Origin of the sequence: Phenylobacterium montanum (genome assembly GCF_018135625.1) — a bacterium.
GTDB classification, from domain to species: Bacteria; Pseudomonadota; Alphaproteobacteria; order Caulobacterales; family Caulobacteraceae; genus Poindextera; species Poindextera montana.
This window is the reverse complement of record NZ_CP073078.1, coordinates 1,393,030-1,408,046: the sequence shown is the minus strand read 5'-3', so window position 1 is coordinate 1,408,046 and position 15,017 is coordinate 1,393,030. Positions and strand designations below refer to the sequence as shown.

General features: G+C 66.9%; 17 protein-coding genes. 8 read left to right on the top strand and 9 right to left on the bottom strand.

Annotated features, from left to right (window positions below):
• Nucleotides 1–70: 70 nt before the first annotated feature.
• The 3 genes from KCG34_RS06230 to boxB all read left to right on the top strand — a co-directional run bounded on the left by KCG34_RS06230 (nt 71) and on the right by boxB (nt 4,092).
• Nucleotides 71–955, top strand: a complete 885-nt coding sequence (locus KCG34_RS06230; RefSeq protein ID WP_211939527.1) for a helix-turn-helix transcriptional regulator — start codon at nt 71–73, stop codon at nt 953–955.
• A 72-nt stretch (nt 956–1,027) separates the two neighbouring features.
• Nucleotides 1,028–2,671, top strand: a complete 1,644-nt coding sequence (gene boxC / locus KCG34_RS06225) for a 2,3-epoxybenzoyl-CoA dihydrolase (protein ID WP_211939526.1) — start codon at nt 1,028–1,030, stop codon at nt 2,669–2,671.
• Entirely contained in the window at nt 2,671–4,092 is a 1,422-nt protein-coding gene (gene boxB, locus KCG34_RS06220; protein ID WP_211939525.1) for a benzoyl-CoA 2,3-epoxidase subunit BoxB, read from the top strand. Before boxC ends, boxB begins: the two co-directional genes overlap by 1 nt.
• Nucleotides 4,093–4,198: 106 nt before the next feature.
• Here boxB and KCG34_RS06215 read toward each other — a convergent pair whose 3' ends face one another.
• Nucleotides 4,199–4,354 carry a hypothetical protein gene (locus tag KCG34_RS06215; RefSeq protein ID WP_211939524.1) on the bottom strand — a complete coding sequence of 52 codons (156 nt, stop codon included), beginning with the start codon at nt 4,352–4,354 and terminating at the stop codon, nt 4,199–4,201.
• A gap of 115 nt (nt 4,355–4,469) precedes the next feature.
• Here KCG34_RS06215 and KCG34_RS06210 point away from each other — a divergent pair, with 115 nt between their 5' ends.
• Nucleotides 4,470–5,093, top strand: coding sequence for a class I SAM-dependent methyltransferase (locus tag KCG34_RS06210; RefSeq protein WP_211939523.1), 624 nt, complete (start codon nt 4,470–4,472; stop codon nt 5,091–5,093).
• Here KCG34_RS06210 and yghU read toward each other — a convergent pair.
• Nucleotides 5,090–5,971: a glutathione-dependent disulfide-bond oxidoreductase gene (gene yghU / locus KCG34_RS06205; protein ID WP_211939522.1), complete on the bottom strand. Its 882-nt coding sequence runs from the start codon at nt 5,969–5,971 to the stop codon at nt 5,090–5,092. The two genes, KCG34_RS06210 and yghU, sit on opposite strands and share 4 nt — an antisense overlap.
• 84 nt (nt 5,972–6,055) lie before the next feature.
• Nucleotides 6,056–7,057, bottom strand: coding sequence for an NADP-dependent oxidoreductase (locus KCG34_RS06200; protein ID WP_211939521.1), 1,002 nt, complete (start codon nt 7,055–7,057; stop codon nt 6,056–6,058).
• A 92-nt stretch (nt 7,058–7,149) separates the two neighbouring features.
• On the opposite strand from KCG34_RS06200, the gene KCG34_RS06195 reads away from it, so the two are divergent.
• Nucleotides 7,150–7,941, top strand: coding sequence for a phytanoyl-CoA dioxygenase family protein (locus tag KCG34_RS06195; RefSeq protein ID WP_211939520.1), 792 nt, complete (start codon nt 7,150–7,152; stop codon nt 7,939–7,941).
• Nucleotides 7,942–8,047: 106 nt separating this feature from the next.
• Here the strand turns inward: KCG34_RS06195 and KCG34_RS06190 are convergent, their stop codons facing one another.
• The 3 genes from KCG34_RS06190 to KCG34_RS06180 are packed head-to-tail and all read right to left on the bottom strand — an operon-like array spanning nt 8,048 to nt 9,707.
• Nucleotides 8,048–8,812 carry a GIN domain-containing protein gene (locus KCG34_RS06190; RefSeq protein ID WP_211939519.1) on the bottom strand — a complete coding sequence of 255 codons (765 nt, stop codon included), beginning with the start codon at nt 8,810–8,812 and terminating at the stop codon, nt 8,048–8,050.
• The gene (locus KCG34_RS06185) at nt 8,809–9,384 is read right to left on the bottom strand and encodes a DUF1700 domain-containing protein (protein ID WP_211939518.1); all 576 of its coding nucleotides are present in this window, start codon (nt 9,382–9,384) and stop codon (nt 8,809–8,811) included. Before KCG34_RS06185 ends, KCG34_RS06190 begins: the two co-directional genes overlap by 4 nt.
• Nucleotides 9,381–9,707, bottom strand: coding sequence for a PadR family transcriptional regulator (locus tag KCG34_RS06180; RefSeq protein ID WP_211939517.1), 327 nt, complete (start codon nt 9,705–9,707; stop codon nt 9,381–9,383). The genes KCG34_RS06185 and KCG34_RS06180 overlap by 4 nt, the downstream gene beginning before the upstream one ends.
• Nucleotides 9,708–9,837: 130 nt before the next feature.
• Between KCG34_RS06180 and KCG34_RS06175 the strand changes: the two genes are divergently transcribed.
• Nucleotides 9,838–10,008 carry a hypothetical protein gene (locus tag KCG34_RS06175; RefSeq protein WP_211939516.1) on the top strand — a complete coding sequence of 57 codons (171 nt, stop codon included), beginning with the start codon at nt 9,838–9,840 and terminating at the stop codon, nt 10,006–10,008.
• Nucleotides 10,009–10,022: 14 nt separating this feature from the next.
• On the opposite strand, the gene KCG34_RS06170 is transcribed toward KCG34_RS06175, so the two are convergent.
• A complete protein-coding gene (locus tag KCG34_RS06170; protein ID WP_211939515.1) occupies nt 10,023–11,474 on the bottom strand; it encodes a hypothetical protein in 1,452 nt (483 codons plus the stop codon).
• A 232-nt stretch (nt 11,475–11,706) separates the two neighbouring features.
• On the opposite strand from KCG34_RS06170, the gene KCG34_RS06165 reads away from it, so the two are divergent.
• Complete coding sequence (locus tag KCG34_RS06165) at nt 11,707–12,174, top strand: hypothetical protein (protein WP_211939514.1); 468 nt, start codon at nt 11,707–11,709, stop codon at nt 12,172–12,174.
• Between the two features lie 28 nt (nt 12,175–12,202).
• Here the strand turns inward: KCG34_RS06165 and KCG34_RS06160 are convergent, their stop codons facing one another.
• Together KCG34_RS06160 and KCG34_RS06155 are read right to left on the bottom strand one after the other, a co-directional pair.
• Nucleotides 12,203–12,580, bottom strand: a complete 378-nt coding sequence (locus KCG34_RS06160; RefSeq protein WP_211939513.1) for a VOC family protein — start codon at nt 12,578–12,580, stop codon at nt 12,203–12,205.
• Between the two features lie 169 nt (nt 12,581–12,749).
• Nucleotides 12,750–13,922 carry an acetyl-CoA C-acetyltransferase gene (locus KCG34_RS06155; RefSeq protein WP_211939512.1) on the bottom strand — a complete coding sequence of 391 codons (1,173 nt, stop codon included), beginning with the start codon at nt 13,920–13,922 and terminating at the stop codon, nt 12,750–12,752.
• 163 nt (nt 13,923–14,085) lie between these two features.
• Between KCG34_RS06155 and rlmJ the strand changes: the two genes are divergently transcribed.
• The gene (gene rlmJ / locus KCG34_RS06150; RefSeq protein ID WP_211939511.1) at nt 14,086–14,913 is read left to right on the top strand and encodes a 23S rRNA (adenine(2030)-N(6))-methyltransferase RlmJ; all 828 of its coding nucleotides are present in this window, start codon (nt 14,086–14,088) and stop codon (nt 14,911–14,913) included.
• Nucleotides 14,914–15,017 lie beyond the last annotated feature (104 nt).

Below are 15,017 nucleotides of genomic sequence, written 5' to 3'. Positions count from 1 at the left end.
TGATCGGAACTTTAGCGCATTCCAGCGAAGCAACAAGCATGATAATGCATGTCAGGCGCGGAGGCATGGCTTGAGCGAAGCCCTTACGACGACCGTGGACGGGCGCGTCGATGACGCCGATCAGCTCTACCTGCTCAGGCTGGGCGAGCAGGTCCGGCGCCTGCGCGCCCGCCATGGGGTGACCCGCAAGATCCTCGCTCGCGAGTCCGGCGTTTCGGAGCGATACTTGGCTCAGTTGGAGGCCGGTCGAGGGAACGTCTCCATCCTCCTGCTGCGCCAGATCGCCCAGGCCCTCAACGCCTCGCTGCAGGACCTGGTGGCGGTTGAGGCCGAACCACCGACCGAATTGGCGCACGCCATCGAACTGCTGCGCCGCCTTCCGCCCGACGCCCTGGCCGAGGCCTGCCGGGGGCTTGCCCGAACCTATGGCGGCGATGAGGCCGAGCGCCGCCGCCGCATCGCCCTGATCGGCTTGAAAGGCGCAGGAAAATCGACGCTTGGTCGGCTTCTCGCCCAACGGCTCAATGTTCCCTTCATCGAGCTGGACGAAGCGGTCGAAGCCGCCGCCGGCATGCCGCTCGCCGCCCTGTTCGACCTCTACGGCCAGGCCGGCTTTCGCCGCCTGGAACGTCAGGCGCTGGAACGGGCGATCGCAGCCCATCCAGCCGCTGTGATCGCGGTGGGTGGCGGCCTGGTCTCCGACCCCGCCACCTTCGAGCTGCTCCTGGCGCGCTGCCGGACAGTCTGGCTCAAGGCAAGTCCGGCCGAGCATATGCAGCGCGTGATCGCCCAGGGCGACATGCGTCCCATGGCCGACAACGACGAGTCCATGGCCGACCTGAAGCGGATTCTGGAGGCCCGCGGCCCCCTTTATGCCCGCGCGGATCTTGAAGTCTCGACCAGCGGCCGATCGGCGGAAGAGGCTCTGGATGACATGGTCAATGCGCTCGGGTGACAGAAATATGCAATATAATGCTTGCTTGGCTGAATTTGAGATGCATTATAACTCCTGAATAGGGAGTCGTTCATGATCACCTTCGATCGCACGCCAACGGCTTATCGCCACTGGCGCCTGGCGGTGGACGGCCGCATCGCCACCCTGACGCTGGATGTCGACGAGGAAGGCGGACTGGTCCCGGGCTACCGGCTCAAGCTCAATTCCTATGACCTGGGCGTCGACATCGAGCTCTACGACGCCCTGCAGCGGATTCGCTTCGAGCACCCCCAGGTCGGCTGCGTGGTGATCACCAGCGGCAAGGACCGCATGTTCTGCGCCGGCGCCAACATCTACATGCTGGGCCACTCCAGCCACGGCTGGAAGGTGAATTTCTGCAAGTTCACCAACGAGACCCGCAACGGCCTGGAAGACTCTTCGCGACACGACGGCCTGAAGTTCGTCGCCGCGCTGAACGGGACCACCGCCGGCGGCGGCTATGAAGTCGCCTTGGCCTGCGACGAAATCGTGCTGATCGATGACCGCTCCAGCGTGGTCAGCCTGCCGGAAGTGCCGCTTTTGGGCGTCCTGCCCGGCACCGGCGGCCTGACGCGCGTGGTCGACAAGCGCAAGGTGCGGCGCGACCTGGCCGACCTGTTCTGCACCAGCGCCGATGGGGTCAAGGGCGCCAAGGCCCTGGCCTGGGGTCTGGTCGACCATATCGCCGCCCCGAACGCGTTCCCGGCCAAGGTGCGCGAGCGGGCCGAAGCGCTGGTCGCGAAGTCTTCGCGGCCTGAAAGCGCTGACGGGATCGCCCTTACGCCGCTCGAACGCTGCATTGACGAGACCGGCTACCACTATCGGCACGTCGACGCCCGCTTCGACAGGGCAGGCCGCACGGTTCATCTGACCCTGAAGGCGCCTGAAACGGTCGAAAGCCTGTCTCTCGACCAGATCACCGCTCGCGGCGCCGACTGGTGGCCGCTGGCCCTGGCGCGGGAGTTGGACGACGCCATCCTGATGCTGCGCGCCAACGAGCCGGAACTCGGCCTTTGGGTGATCCGCAGCGAGGGCGATCCGGCCGCCGTGCTGGCCGCCGACCGTGGCTTGATCGAGCACCAGGACCATTGGCTGGCGCGCGAGACGGTGGGCCTATTGCGCCGGACCCTGCATCGTCTGGACGCCACTTCGCGCAGTCTCTACGCGGTGATCGACCGCGCCTCATGCTTTGCGGGCCTGCTGTTCGAAGTCGCCCTGGCGGCCGACCGCAGCTACATGCTGACCCTGCCGGAGGATGACCCGGAAGCCGTCTCGATCGCCCTGGACGGGCTCAACTTCGGCCTGTTGCCGGATCTGACGGGCCAGTCCCGGCTGGCGGCGCGCTTTTCGGGCGACGAGGTCCGCCTGGGGGAATTGCGCCAGCTCTCCGGGCGGTCCCTCGGGGCCGACCAGGCCTTCGAGCACGGCCTCGTCACGGTCGCGCCCGACGATCTCGATTGGGACGAGGAGATTCGCATCGCCATCGAGGAGCGGGCCGCCCTGTCGCCGGACGCCCTGACCGGCCTGGAGGCGTCCCTGCGCTTCGCCGGCCGCGAAAGCCTCGCCACCAAGATCTTCGGCCGGCTGTCAGCCTGGCAGAACTGGGTGTTCAACCGCCCGAACGCCACCGGCGAGGCCGGGGCCCTGAAGCTGTTCGGCTCGGGATCCAAGCCGCAATTCAATTGGGAGCGAGTCTGATGGCCATCGACTACCAGGAGCGCATCCCCAACAATGTGGACCTCGCGTCCAACCGCACGCTGCAACGCGCGCTGGAGCACTGGCAGCCCCGCTTCCTCGACTGGTGGCGCGACCTGGGGCCCAGCGACTTCCAGTCCGCCGACGTCTATCTGCGCACGGCGGTTTCGGTCGACCGCAAGGGCTGGGCCTCGTTCGGGCACGTGAAGATGCCCGACTACCGCTGGGGTATCTTTCTGGCCGATCCCACCCCGGACCGGACCATCGGCTTCGGCGACGAATACGGCAAGCCGGCCTGGCAGCAGGTGCCCGGCGAGCACCGCTCGACCCTTCGCCGCCTGATCGTGACACAGGGCGACACCGAGCCGGCCTCGGTGGAGCAGCAGCGCCTCCTGGGCCTGACCGCGCCCTCGCTCTACGACCTCCGCGGCCTTTTCCAGGTCAATGTCGAGGAAGGCCGCCACCTCTGGGCCATGGTCTATCTGCTGCACGCCCATTTCGGCCGCGACGGGCGCGAAGAGGCCGAGGAACTGCTGATCCGTCATTCGGGCGACGCCGACAAGCCACGCATCCTCGGCACCTTCAACGAGCCGATCAGCGACTGGCTGAGCTTCTTCATGTTCACCTTCTTCACCGACCGCGACGGCAAGTACCAGCTGATGTCCCTGGCGGAATCCGCCTTCGATCCCCTGGCGCGCACCTGCCAGTTCATGCTGACCGAGGAAGCCCACCACATGTTCATCGGTCACACGGGCCTGGCCCGGGTGACCAAGCGGACCATCGAGGTGATGAATGAGCTCAGGACCGACGATCCCGCAGCGATCCGCGCGGCCGGCGCGATCGACCTGCCGACCATCCAGCGGTACATCAATTTCTGGTTCTCGTCGGCGGTCGACCTGTTCGGCTCGGAGGCTTCCTCCAACGCCGCCGCCTATTTCGCCGGCGGCCTGAAAGGGCGCCCCGACGAGGCGCGCTATGACGACCACTTGGCCCAGGGCCAGACCTTCACCCTGGAAAGCCCCGACGGGCGCGGCGGCGTCGCCAGCGAGGAGATCCCCCTGCGCAACGCGCTGAACGAGACCATCCGCTCGTCCTATGTCGAGGAGTGCGAGATATTCATGGAGCGGTGGAACCGGATCATCGCTGCAGCCGGGTTCGACTTCCGCTACCGCCTGCCCAACCGGCGCTTCAACCGCCAGATCGGGGCCTGGGCGGGGGCGAGCGTGGACCTCGACGGCCGGCCGATCAGCGCCGAAGCTTTCGCCGTCCAAAAGGACGCTTGGCTGCCGACCGAGGCCGACCGCGCCTTCGTTCACAGCCTGATGCGGCCGGTGACCGAGCCGGGCAAGATGGCGTCCTGGATCGCGCCGCCGGACCAGGGGATCAACGATCGGCCGACCGACTACGTATATGTACGGTTGTGAGTGGGGCCTCGCACCCAATTTCCATTTGAAGCGCCTCAGCCACCCAACCGAACAAAAAGGGCGCGCCGAGGCGCGCCCTTCGCAGACTTTCGAAAAGTCCTGACTTTTAGAACGGATAGTAGCGGAAGCTGGTGAAGATCATGTTCTCCGTGGCCTTCGGTGACAGGCCCAGGGCGCCTGCGATCGCCGCCGGGAGCATGTGGCTGGCGCTCGGATGGAAGCGAGCGTGGTTCGTGCGGTAGGTCAAGGTCGGAGAATTCATCTTGCGCTTCTCGGAATGCAAAAATCCGTCTGAGGTCGGGCTGCCGAAGTCCACCAGGCGTCGTCAAAGAAGTAACATCCTGACAGATGGCGCAGAGCGTGCGTAAGCTTCCCCTATGACTTCGTTTTATGATCGCCACATCATGCCGCGGCTGATCGGCTGCGCCTGCTCGGCGCGCCCGATCATGAAGCAGCGCGCCAAGGTCGTGCCCCTGGCCGAGGGGCGGGTATTGGAGCTGGGCATAGGCGGCGGGCTGAACCTTCCCTTCTACGATCCGGCCAAAGTCTCGGGCGTGTTCGGCGTCGATCCTTCCGAGGCCCTGCGCGCGCGGGCTCTGGCGGCGCCGCGGCCGGAGGGGCTGTCCGTGAGCGTCTTGGATGGCGTGGGCGAGGCCCTGCCGTTCGAGGACGCCGGCTTCGACAGCGTGGTCTGCACCTTCACCCTGTGCTCGGTCTGCACGCCGGCCACGGTGCTGGCCGAGGCGCGGCGGGTGCTGAAACCTGGCGGGCGGATGTTGTTCTGCGAGCACGGCGGGGCGCCCGACGAGGGCGTGGCGTGCTGGCAGAGACGGTTGGAGCCGGTCTGGAAGCGGCTCGCCGGCGGCTGCCACCTGACCCGCCCCATAGCCTCCGCGATCGCGGAGGCCGGCTTTTCGCTGGAGCGGGTCGAGCACATGTACCTGCCCAAGACCCCGCGGCCGGTGGGCTGGAACGAGTGGGGCGTGGCCGGACGGGTCTAGCCCTCCGCCGCCGGCGCCAGCTTGTCCTGGGTGCGGGTCTCGAAGTCCGAGGCGTCGTGGCGTTCGATCAGCTGGCTGGCGGGATCGCCCCAGCCGCGGTTGACCATCCGTCCGCGCTTGACCGCGGGCCTCTCGGCGATGTGGTCGGTCCAGCGCTGCACGTTCTTGTAGTCCTGCACGCTGAGGAATTCGCCACCCTCATACAGCAGGCCCTTGGCCAGGGCGCCATACCAGGGCCAGACCGCCATGTCGGCGATGGTGTACTGGTCTCCGGCTAGGAACTCGGCCTCGGCCAGCCGCCGGTCCAGCACGTCCAGTTGGCGCTTCACCTCCATGGCGAAGCGGTCGATGGCGTATTCGATCTTGGTCGGGGCGTAGGCGTAGAAGTGGCCGAAGCCGCCGCCCAGATAGGGGGCGCTGCCCATCTGCCAGAACAACCATGACAGGCACTCGGCCCGCGCCTTGGGCTCGGTGGGCAGATAGGCGCCGAACTTCTCGGCCAAGTGCAAGAGGATGGCGCCCGACTCGAACACACGGATCGGCTCGGGGCCGCTGCGGTCCAGAAGGGCGGGGATCTTGGAGTTGGGATTGACGGCCACGAAGCCGCTGCCGAACTGGTCGCCCTCGTTGATGCGGATCAGCCAGGCGTCGTACTCGGCGCCTGCGTGGCCCAGGGCCAGGAGCTCTTCCAGCATCACCGTGACCTTGACCCCGTTGGGCGTGGCCAGGGAGTAGAGCTGCATCGGGTGGCGCCCGACCGGCAGCACCTTGTCGTGCGTCGGCCCGGCGATCGGCCGGTTGATATTGGCGAAGCGTCCGCCGCTTTCCTTGTTCCAGACCCAGACCTTGGGCGGGATGTACTCGGTGGGTTCGGTCATGCGGCAGGCTCCGGGCGTCTGGCGGCGGATGTGGGTTGCGTTTGTGGATGTGGGTGAGGCGACCGGGTTTGACCAGGGGTCCCCCTAGCTGACCCGCACCATGCGCTTGCCGACGTTCTGGCCGGCAAGCAGGCCGATCAGGGCGGCGGGAGTGTTCTCCAGGCCCTGGATGATATCCTCGGGGACCTTCAGTTGGCCGGACTCGACCCAGCCCTTCAGGTCGCCCAGGGCCTTGGACTGCTGGTCGTAGAAGTCCGAGACGATGAAGCCACGCAGGGTCAAGCGACGCACCACGATCAAGCCCGGCACACCGCGCGGCCCATGCGGCGGCGGCGCGCCGTCATATTGCGAGACCGCCCCGCAGCAGGCGATGCGCCCGTGCAGCTTCATGTTGAACAGGCAGGCCTCGAAGATGTCGCCGCCGACATTGTCGAAATAGACGTCTATCCCGCCCGGGCAGGCCTCGCGCAGGGCCTTGCCGACCGGCGTCGCCTTGTAGTCGATGGCCGCGTCGAAGCCGAGTTCGCCGGTCAGATAGGCGCACTTGTCCGCGCCTCCGGCGATGCCGACCACGCGGCAGCCCTTGATCTTGGCGATCTGGCCCACCAGAGAACCGACCGAACCGGCTGCGGCCGAGACCACCACGGTCTCGCCGGCCTTGGGCTGGCCGCATTCCAGGAGGCCGAAATAGGCGGTCAGGCCGGCCACGCCATAGACGCTGAGCAGGTGGCTCATCGGCTCCATCGGCGCCAGCTTCTGCAGGCCCGTGGCCGGAAGGGCGGAGAAGTCCTGCCAGCCGGTGTCGGCGAAGACCAGGTCGCCGGGGGCGAAGCCGGCCGCGGTCGACTGAACGACCTCGGCCACCGCGCCGCCGGCCATCACCTGGCCCGCCTCCACCGCCGAGCGGTAGGTCGCGCCCTGCATCCAGGCCCGGTTGGCGGCGTCCAGCGAGAGCAGGCGGGTGCGCAACAGCACCTGGCCCTCGCCGATCGTCGGCATCGCGCCTTCGACCAGCTTGAAGTGCTCCAGGCCCAGCTTGCCCTGGGGCGAGGCCACCAGTTGGATCTGACGATTGATCTCGCCCATGCGCCGGCTCCCGTTATTGTTGGGGATGATCATGCACGCCGCGATAGCGCCTGACGATAGGCCTTGTTCCGGACAGAGGTGAGGGAAAGACCATGGATGCGGAGGCCCATATCGCTCAGGTCCAGGCGCGGGGCTACACGATCGTCGAGAACGCCATAAAGCCCGACCTGGTCGACGCCCTCAACGAGGCCCTGGCGCGGATCGAGCGGGAGCGGGACGTCCGCCCCGCCGGCAACGATTTCGAAGGCCGTCACACGGTGCGCATCTACAACCTCCTGGCCTTCGGCGCGCCCTTCGACCGCGTTCCGGTTCACCCCGCGGTGCTGCCAATCGTAGAGGGCGTGCTTGATGCCGGCTGCCTGATCTCGTCCCTGTCCTCGATCGCCATCGACCCCGGCGAGGTCGCCCAGCCGATCCACGCCGACGACCAGGTGATCCCGCTGGACAAGCCGCATCGTCCGCTAGTCTGCAATTCCATGTGGGCCCTGACCGACTTCACCGAGCCCAATGGCGCCACCCGCCTGGTCCCGGGCTCCCACCTGAAGGCCAATCCCGAGTACGGCGGCGCCTATGACACCATCCCGGCCGAGATGGCCAAGGGCTCGGTGCTGATCTGGGACGGCGCGCTCTGGCATGGCGGCGGCGCCAATCGCACGGACCGGCGGCGCATGGGGGTGGCGATGAACTATTGCGCCGGCTTCATCCGCCAGCAGGAGAACCAGCAGCTGGGCCTGGACCCGGCGCAGGTGAGGGGCTTTTCGCCCCGGCTGCAGGAGCTGATCGGCTATGGCGTCTATCGCGGCCTGATCGGCCACATCGACAAGCAGAGCCCCCAGCAGCGCCTGACGGGCCGTGGAAGCTTCCGCTCGATCTGGGATCGCTAAAGCATCGTGCGGAAAAGTGGATGCCGGTTTTCCGCAAAAACGATGCGACATCAAAAAACTAGAGCGCCGCGCGCGATTCCCGAATCGCGCGCGGCGCTCTTGGGCTTCAGCCCCTGTTCGGCTGGGTCACTTGGCCCGAGCCGGAGACGCTGAATTTCTGGGTCTTGGGCGCGTTCAGCAGCCGCACATTGCCGCTGCCGGAGATGTCGACCTGGGCCATCTGCTTGGGGCCGATCACCGCGTCGCCCGAGCCCGAGACCTCGACCTTGGCCTCGTCCAGCTTCAGGTTGGTGAAGTCGGCGTCGCCCGAGCCGCTGATGTGCAGCTCGGCCCGCTTGGCCTGGCCCTCGGCGGCGGCCTTGCCCGAGCCGGCGATCTCCACCGACAGCTGGTCGTGGTTGAAGCCGGTGATGGCCAGGTCGCCCGAGCCGTTGACCTCGAAGCTGTCCACGTCCGGCGCGGTCAGGCTGATCTTCAGCCGGCCGTCATCCCAGCCGAAGCCGTCGGTCGAGATCTCGCCGTTCTGGACGCGCAGCCGGTTCAGCACCGCCTGCGGCCCACTGATGGTCAGCTTGGTGGCCGCGCCTTGCTGATAGGTGACGTCGGCGGGGACGTCGATGATCAGCTTGTGGCCGCCGGTCCAGGTGAAGTCGCGCTGGGCGGCCGGCGAGCGGTCGCCGTCGTCGTCATGCGAGCGGTTCCAATGCTCATGGTCCTCATGGTCGTGGTCCCAGTGGCTCCAGGTTCCGCGGTGAACCTGGCCGCTATCGTCGATCCAGAAGGGGCCGCCGGCGCTGGCCATCACGCCGGCGAAGCAACCGATGGCCAGCACGAAGCTGACGGCGGCGATCAGGGCGAGGGTGCGGATCATGCGGCGCTCCCGGTGGGCTCCAGGGCCGGCTTCAGGACGCGCATGTGCAGGCGTCCGTACCAGACCAGGGCGTTGACGAAACCGATGGTGACGAGGGTGGTCAGCGAGCCGATGAAGGTGGCCAGGGCCATGATCCCCAGGCCCGCCATCATCACCGCCGCAATCGGCAGGCCGTGCACGAACACTGGCCCTGCGACGAACACCACCGCGCCGGCGGCGAAGCAGGCGAGGGCGGCGATCGCGAAGCCGAACAGGGTCCCGCCGATCGACATCAGGATCGGCAACAGCACCAGAAGGTCGATCGCGCCCAGGCCCAGTATGGCGAAGATCGCCCCGGCCGCTGCGGAAGGGTTGCGCTGGGCCTCCCAGTTCTTCAGCGAGGCCTCGGCGCGCAACTCGCGCGCCAGGCGGTCGGGGTCGCCCAGGGCGGCGGCGATCTCGGCCTCGCTGCGACCGGCGGCGGCGCCCTCGTCGAAGTGGGCCTCGTAGTCGGCGGCGATGTCGTTGATCACCTGCGGCGGCAGGCCGGAAAGGCCCAGGCGCAGGCGGGAGATGAAGGCCTGGCGGCTCATTGCGCGCCTCCGACGATCTCGTCGACCGCGGCCGAGAAGGCGGCCCATTCCGCCTTCTGCGCGGTCAGGCTGGCCTGGCCGGCGGCGGTCAGGCGATAGTATTTGCGCGGCGGCCCGGAGGAGCTCTCCACCAGATAGGTGTCGACCAGCCCGTCCACCTGCATCCGCCGCATCAACGGATAAATGGTGCCCTCTCCCATATCGATCCCCTTGGCGAGGCGGCTGGCGATCTCATAGGCATAGGCGTCGCCGCCGGAGAGCAAGGCGAGCACGCAGAGCTCGAGCACCCCCTTCTTCAGCTGAACCTGCACCGCTTCGACCACCAGAACACCTCCTTGCGATGGGCTAGTGGATATCAATAGGTATCTTGCGGCGCAAGGTAGCTTGTTATGAATAATAGTTCATGATCCGGGTGGCCGAGCACGAGCGTCATGGCTGTGCTATTCCAAGCGGATGAGCGATCACACGAAGAGCGAATCCGCCGAAACGCCGATGGAACGCGCCCTGCGCATGAAGCGGGCGGCGGACCAGGCCAAGCCGAAACCGCCGGGCCGCGGCAAGGTCCACCGCGAGCAGGTGGCGGGCGTCACGGCTGGGGCCTCGAAGCCCTGGATGAAGAAGTAGGCGGTCGGCTGAATTCAGAAAGCGTCGGCCTGGCTCGCCCTCAACCGGTCCTCGAACTCTGCGGGCAGCCTGAGGTTCCCGGCCTTCCAGTCCTTATCCACTGCGCGGCCGAGATCGAAGGCGAGCCACGCTTTGTCGGCGTCGAAGCCGTCCAGGTAGAGATCGCCCAAATCCTTGTAGGCGTTGCTAGCCCAGGGATAGGCGGCGATGTGTGTCCAGAACTCGTCCTCCGGCCTTGGCGGCATGGTGCTGAAGATGACCTTGTCCCAAGAGGACGCATCTTTCGACATCATGACCAGATTGGTGAAGGTCACGTACCGGAATGTCCCGAAGGGCAGCCGGTCGAGCGCCGAGGCGCCAGCGAGGTAGCGGGCTGCGGCCTGCCGGTCGCCTGTTTCGTCGCTGCTTCCAGCCAAGCGGTTCGCCTCGAGGAACTTGGAGACTTCGCCGTCCTGCCGGATCTTGGCCAAGACGGCGCGCACGCGTCCCAGGATTCGGGGGCCGTCCGGCCCCTTGATGAGGACACCGTACTGTTGGGTGTACTCAAAGAAGAGCATCAGCGCGGTGGTGTTCTGGCCCTGGTTCGCGGCGGTCTCCATCTGGTCCAGCAGGGCGTCCGGCGCCGGCTTGGGAATGGTCGAGGTTCCGTCGATCGCCATCAGGGCCTGGGCGACGCCCTTGGCCTCGAACGGGCTTTCGAAGCCGTCGCCCAGGCGCAGATCCGACTGCAGCCCGGACGGCAGCGGGTAGGGGCGCTGCTCGCGCCTGAGGCCGCCGAGGGACAGGATGATCCAGTGCTTGTCCTGCAGGGCCGTGGTTTCGACCTCCAGCCGGGCCGGCAGATCGGAATTCTGTTTCAGGTCGTGCCTGAGTTGGGGATGGATAGGCTGAGCGTCGGCCAGATAGCGGATGAACCGCCGACGCTCCTCGTCATTGATCGGGCCAAGCGATCCGCCGAAGCGGGCGACGACCTCGCCGCCCAGGCGGTACTCGGTCTTGTCTCCGGAGCGGCTGCTCGCGAGCCGATCGGCCGGCTTGTCCTGGTAGCCCAACTCGGCCTCGGCCCAGTATGGATCGTTGTCGAGCGGCGACGCCTTGCCGAGCGCGCTCGTGATCTTGGCCAGGTAGCGCCGGTTGGTGAGCTCAAAGGTCTTGAACGCCGGCGCAGCGTAGCAACTCATGCTGTGCAGCCCCGGCTTGCCTTCCGTCCAGATGAGTGTGCGGCAGAGCCGATGGTCATAGAGGACGTGCTGAGCGCCTGTGACCACCAGGGTAAAGCTCGGCTCCAAGGTCACCGCAGATGTGGTCGTCTTGGGCGTCTTGCCGCCGACCTCTTCAGTCTTCAGGTCGAAGACCAGGGCGCCCTCCGGTTCCACCGGCCGCGCCGCGCGGATCTGGTCGGAACTCCATTGCGGATAGGCCAATACGTCGGCCGCCTGGGCGGAGATCGGCGCAAAGATGGCCAAGGCCAATAACGCAAGGCCAAAGACTACACCGCGCCCAATCATCACGCCCCCACAAGAATCGACGCCGACCTAAGCTGCACACTAGGTTGTAGTCGCGAGGGCTACAATTCTCCGGGCCAAGCCAGGCCCGCCACCAGCCGCCCCAGGCGATCATCGGTTGAAACCCTTGACTCCTCCCGGCCAGGGTTCACGATCACGAAACCGTGATCAATCCTCCCCGGAGTGGACTCAGTTGAGCCATCGCCCGTTCACCGCCCTGGTCCTGGCGGGTCTCGCCCTGTCGGGCTGCAAGAAGTTGTCGGAACCTGCGGCGGAGGAACGGCAGGCCGCTCAGCATGGCCGTTACGCGGGGGTAGGCCTCTACGGCCCGAGCAAGCAGTGGACGAAGCTGATCTCGACGCAGCAGACTAAGGACGAGAGCACAGCCCAGCCAATCGACGACCAGATCATCATTGTCGTGCAGGACACCGTCACCGGCGAGGTGCGCGCCTGCGGCGACCTTACCGGCTACTGCATCGGCATGAATCCGTGGAAGAAGGCGCTGCTGGCCGAACAGATCGCGCCGCTGAAGCTGAACGAACACGTGAAGCCGGACCAAGCCGACGTCACTGTCGAACTCGGCGTCAAGCCGGACAAGCCCTACAAGAAGCACGACGGCAAAACAGAGCCGCCCACCCCACAGGATGAGGCGGGCGGCTGATCGGTCGCTTTCGGTCTAAGCCGGCGCCCTACTGCATCCGGTGCAGGGCGCAGAGCTTGTTGCCGTCGGGGTCGCGCAGATAGGCGAGGTACAGCTTGCCGGTGGCGCCTTCGCGCACGCCCGGCGGGTCTTCGCAGGTGGTCCCGCCAGCGGCGAGCCCTGCCGCGTGCCAGGCGTCGGCCTGGTCCGGCGATGAGCAGGCGAAGCCGACTGTGCCGCCGTTGGCGAAGGTGGCCGGCTCGCCGTTGATCGGCTTGGAGACCGAGAAGATGCCGGTGGGGGTGAAGTAGAAGATCCGGTGGCCGTCCACCCGGGCCGGCGGTACGCCCAGCGTCCCGAGCAGGGCGTCATAGAACGACTTGGCTTTGTCCAGGTCGTTGGTCCCGATCATGATGTGCGAAAACATGCAGTCTCCTCCCGTACTGGCTTGGCTGTGGTTCGATCCACGGCTCCGGAGATGGAGCGGGACCGTGACGATCGCAACCGCTGGCCGCGAATGGCCCGGCTGCGAAAGTTCAGAAGAAAAGGCGCGAGCCACGAAGCCCGCGCCTTTCCGAGGTCAGGCTGCGACCGACTTACAGCCGCTCGACGATGGTCACGTTGGCCAGGCCGCCGCCTTCGCACATGGTCTGCAGGCCATAGCGCTTGCCGCGGGCCTTGAGCGCGTTCAGCAGGGTGGTCATCAGCTTGGTGCCCGAGCCGCCCAGCGGGTGGCCGAGCGCGATGGCGCCGCCGTTGACGTTCAGCCGGTCGGGATCGGCGCCCAGCACCTGCAGCCAGGCCTTGGGCACCGAGGCGAAGGCCTCGTTGACTTCATAGAGGTCGATGTCGTCGATGCTCATGCCGGCCTTCTTAAGCGCCCGCTCGGTGGCGGGGATCGGGGCTTCCAGCATGATCACCGGGTCGCCACCGATGACGGTCATGTGGTGGATGCGGGCCAGGGGCTCGACGCCCAGGGTCTTCAGCCCGGCCGCGTTGACCACCATGACGCCCGAGGCGCCGTCGCAGATCTGGCTGGAGGTGGCCGCGGTCAGGGCGCCGCCCTCCTGCAGCAGCTTCACGCCGCGGATGGCGTCCAGGTTGGCGTCGAAGCGGATGCCCTCATCGACCGTGTGCAGTTCGGTCTTGCCGTCGGCGGTGGTGATCTCCAGCGCGACGATCTCGTCCTTGAAGGCGCCGCTCTGGGTGGCGGCGATGGCGCGCGACTGGCTGGAGAAGCCGAACTCGTCCAGTTCGTCTTTTGACAGGCCATACTTCTTGGCGATCATCTCAGCGCCCACGAACTGGCTGAACTGGATGTTCGGGTAGCGCTCTTCCATCTTCGGGCTCTTGGGCACGCCCATGCCGGCCTTGGCGTGCAGCACCACCGAAGAGCCCATCGGCACCCGGGTCATGCTTTCGACGCCCGAGGCGATGACGATGTCCATCGAGCCCGACATCACCGCCTGGGCGGCGAAGTGCAGGGCCTGCTGCGATGAGCCGCACTGACGGTCGACCGAGGTCGCGGGCACGCTTTCGGGCAGCTTGGAGGCCAGGACCGCGTTGCGGGCGATGTTGGTGGCCTGTTCGCCGACCTGGCTGACGCAGCCCATGATCACGTCCTCGACCAGGGCGGGATCGCAGCCGACGCGGTCGATCAGATTGTCCAGCACCTTGCCGGCCAGGTCCGCCGGGTGCCAGCCCGCCAGACGGCCGCCCTTGCGCCCGCCCGCGGTGCGCGCCGCAGCCACGATATAAGCTTCGCCCATGCAATCCTCCGAAAGTTATCGATGATGAGTTGAGCCGATCAAACCGACCTTACGTAGGGGATGGCAAGGGGCTTTCCGCGAACGTCAGTTTCCGTCGCCGTCAATCCCTTGCCGGCCGAGCTTTTGCGGATGATACCCCCGGGGTAGCCCAAGGAAAGCCAGAGTGAACTATCGCCACCATTTTCACGCCGGCAATTTCGCCGACCTGGTCAAGCACGCCGGCCTCTTGGCCCTGCTGACCGAGATGACCGGCAAGGGCGGGCCGCTGACCGTGATCGACACCCACGCCGGGGCGGGGCTCTACGACCTGGGTGGCGAGATGGCCAGGAAGTCGGGCGAGGCCGAGGCGGGGATCGGGCGGCTGATGGCGGCCGATGATGCGCCGGCGGCCCTGGCGCCCCTGGTCCGGGCCGTGCGGCGGGCCAATCCAGGCGGGGCCTTGCGGTTCTACCCCGGTTCGCCCTGGCTGACGGCGGCGGCGCTGCGCCAAGGCGACAAGCTGATCGCCTGCGAACTCAGGCCCGAGGACGCGCAGGGCTTGAAGCGCAGCCTGCCGCCTGCCCAAGGCTTGCTGGAGACTGTGGTTGGCGACGGCTTTGCGACCGCGCCGGCGCGGACCCCGGCCAAGGGCGCCTGCCTTGTCCTGATCGACCCGCCGTTCGAACGCGGTGACGATTACGCGCAGTCCCGCCGGGCCCTGGCCGGCGTCCTGGCCCGCAATCCGGCCGCGGTGGTGATGGTCTGGCTGCCGCTGAAGGACCTGGAGACGTTCGACGCCTTCCTGCGAGGGATCGAGGCGGGCGATCCGCCGCCAATCCTGGTGGCCGAGGCGCGGCTGCGGCCCCTGTCCGACCCGATGAAGATGAACGGCTGCGCCCTGGTGACGGCCAATCCTCCAGCATCGTTGCAGCCTGTGCTGGCTGAGGCGTGCCAATGGACCGTGAGCCATCTGGGGCAGCCTGGCGGAGAGGCGCGCGTCTGGCGCATATGACCGTCACACGTTTCCTTTAGGGAAATCGCCCAATCCAGCCATTTTGCAGATGCGAAGGCTCTGGGCTGTGTTATGCTGCGCTGCACAATGCGTCTGCGCCGGCA

Coding starts and splice junctions, on each gene's coding strand:
- boxC (WP_211939526.1), top strand. CDS start 1,028: ATGATCACCTTCGATCGCACGCCAACGGCTTATCGCCACTGGCGCCTG.
- boxB (WP_211939525.1), top strand. CDS start 2,671: ATGGCCATCGACTACCAGGAGCGCATCCCCAACAATGTGGACCTCGCG.
- KCG34_RS06215 (WP_211939524.1), bottom strand. CDS start 4,354: ATGAATTCTCCGACCTTGACCTACCGCACGAACCACGCTCGCTTCCAT.
- KCG34_RS06210 (WP_211939523.1), top strand. CDS start 4,470: ATGACTTCGTTTTATGATCGCCACATCATGCCGCGGCTGATCGGCTGC.
- yghU (WP_211939522.1), bottom strand. CDS start 5,971: ATGACCGAACCCACCGAGTACATCCCGCCCAAGGTCTGGGTCTGGAAC.
- KCG34_RS06200 (WP_211939521.1), bottom strand. CDS start 7,057: ATGGGCGAGATCAATCGTCAGATCCAACTGGTGGCCTCGCCCCAGGGC.
- KCG34_RS06195 (WP_211939520.1), top strand. CDS start 7,150: ATGGATGCGGAGGCCCATATCGCTCAGGTCCAGGCGCGGGGCTACACG.
- KCG34_RS06190 (WP_211939519.1), bottom strand. CDS start 8,812: ATGATCCGCACCCTCGCCCTGATCGCCGCCGTCAGCTTCGTGCTGGCC.
- KCG34_RS06185 (WP_211939518.1), bottom strand. CDS start 9,384: ATGAGCCGCCAGGCCTTCATCTCCCGCCTGCGCCTGGGCCTTTCCGGC.
- KCG34_RS06175 (WP_211939516.1), top strand. CDS start 9,838: ATGAGCGATCACACGAAGAGCGAATCCGCCGAAACGCCGATGGAACGC.
- KCG34_RS06160 (WP_211939513.1), bottom strand. CDS start 12,580: ATGTTTTCGCACATCATGATCGGGACCAACGACCTGGACAAAGCCAAG.
- KCG34_RS06155 (WP_211939512.1), bottom strand. CDS start 13,922: ATGGGCGAAGCTTATATCGTGGCTGCGGCGCGCACCGCGGGCGGGCGC.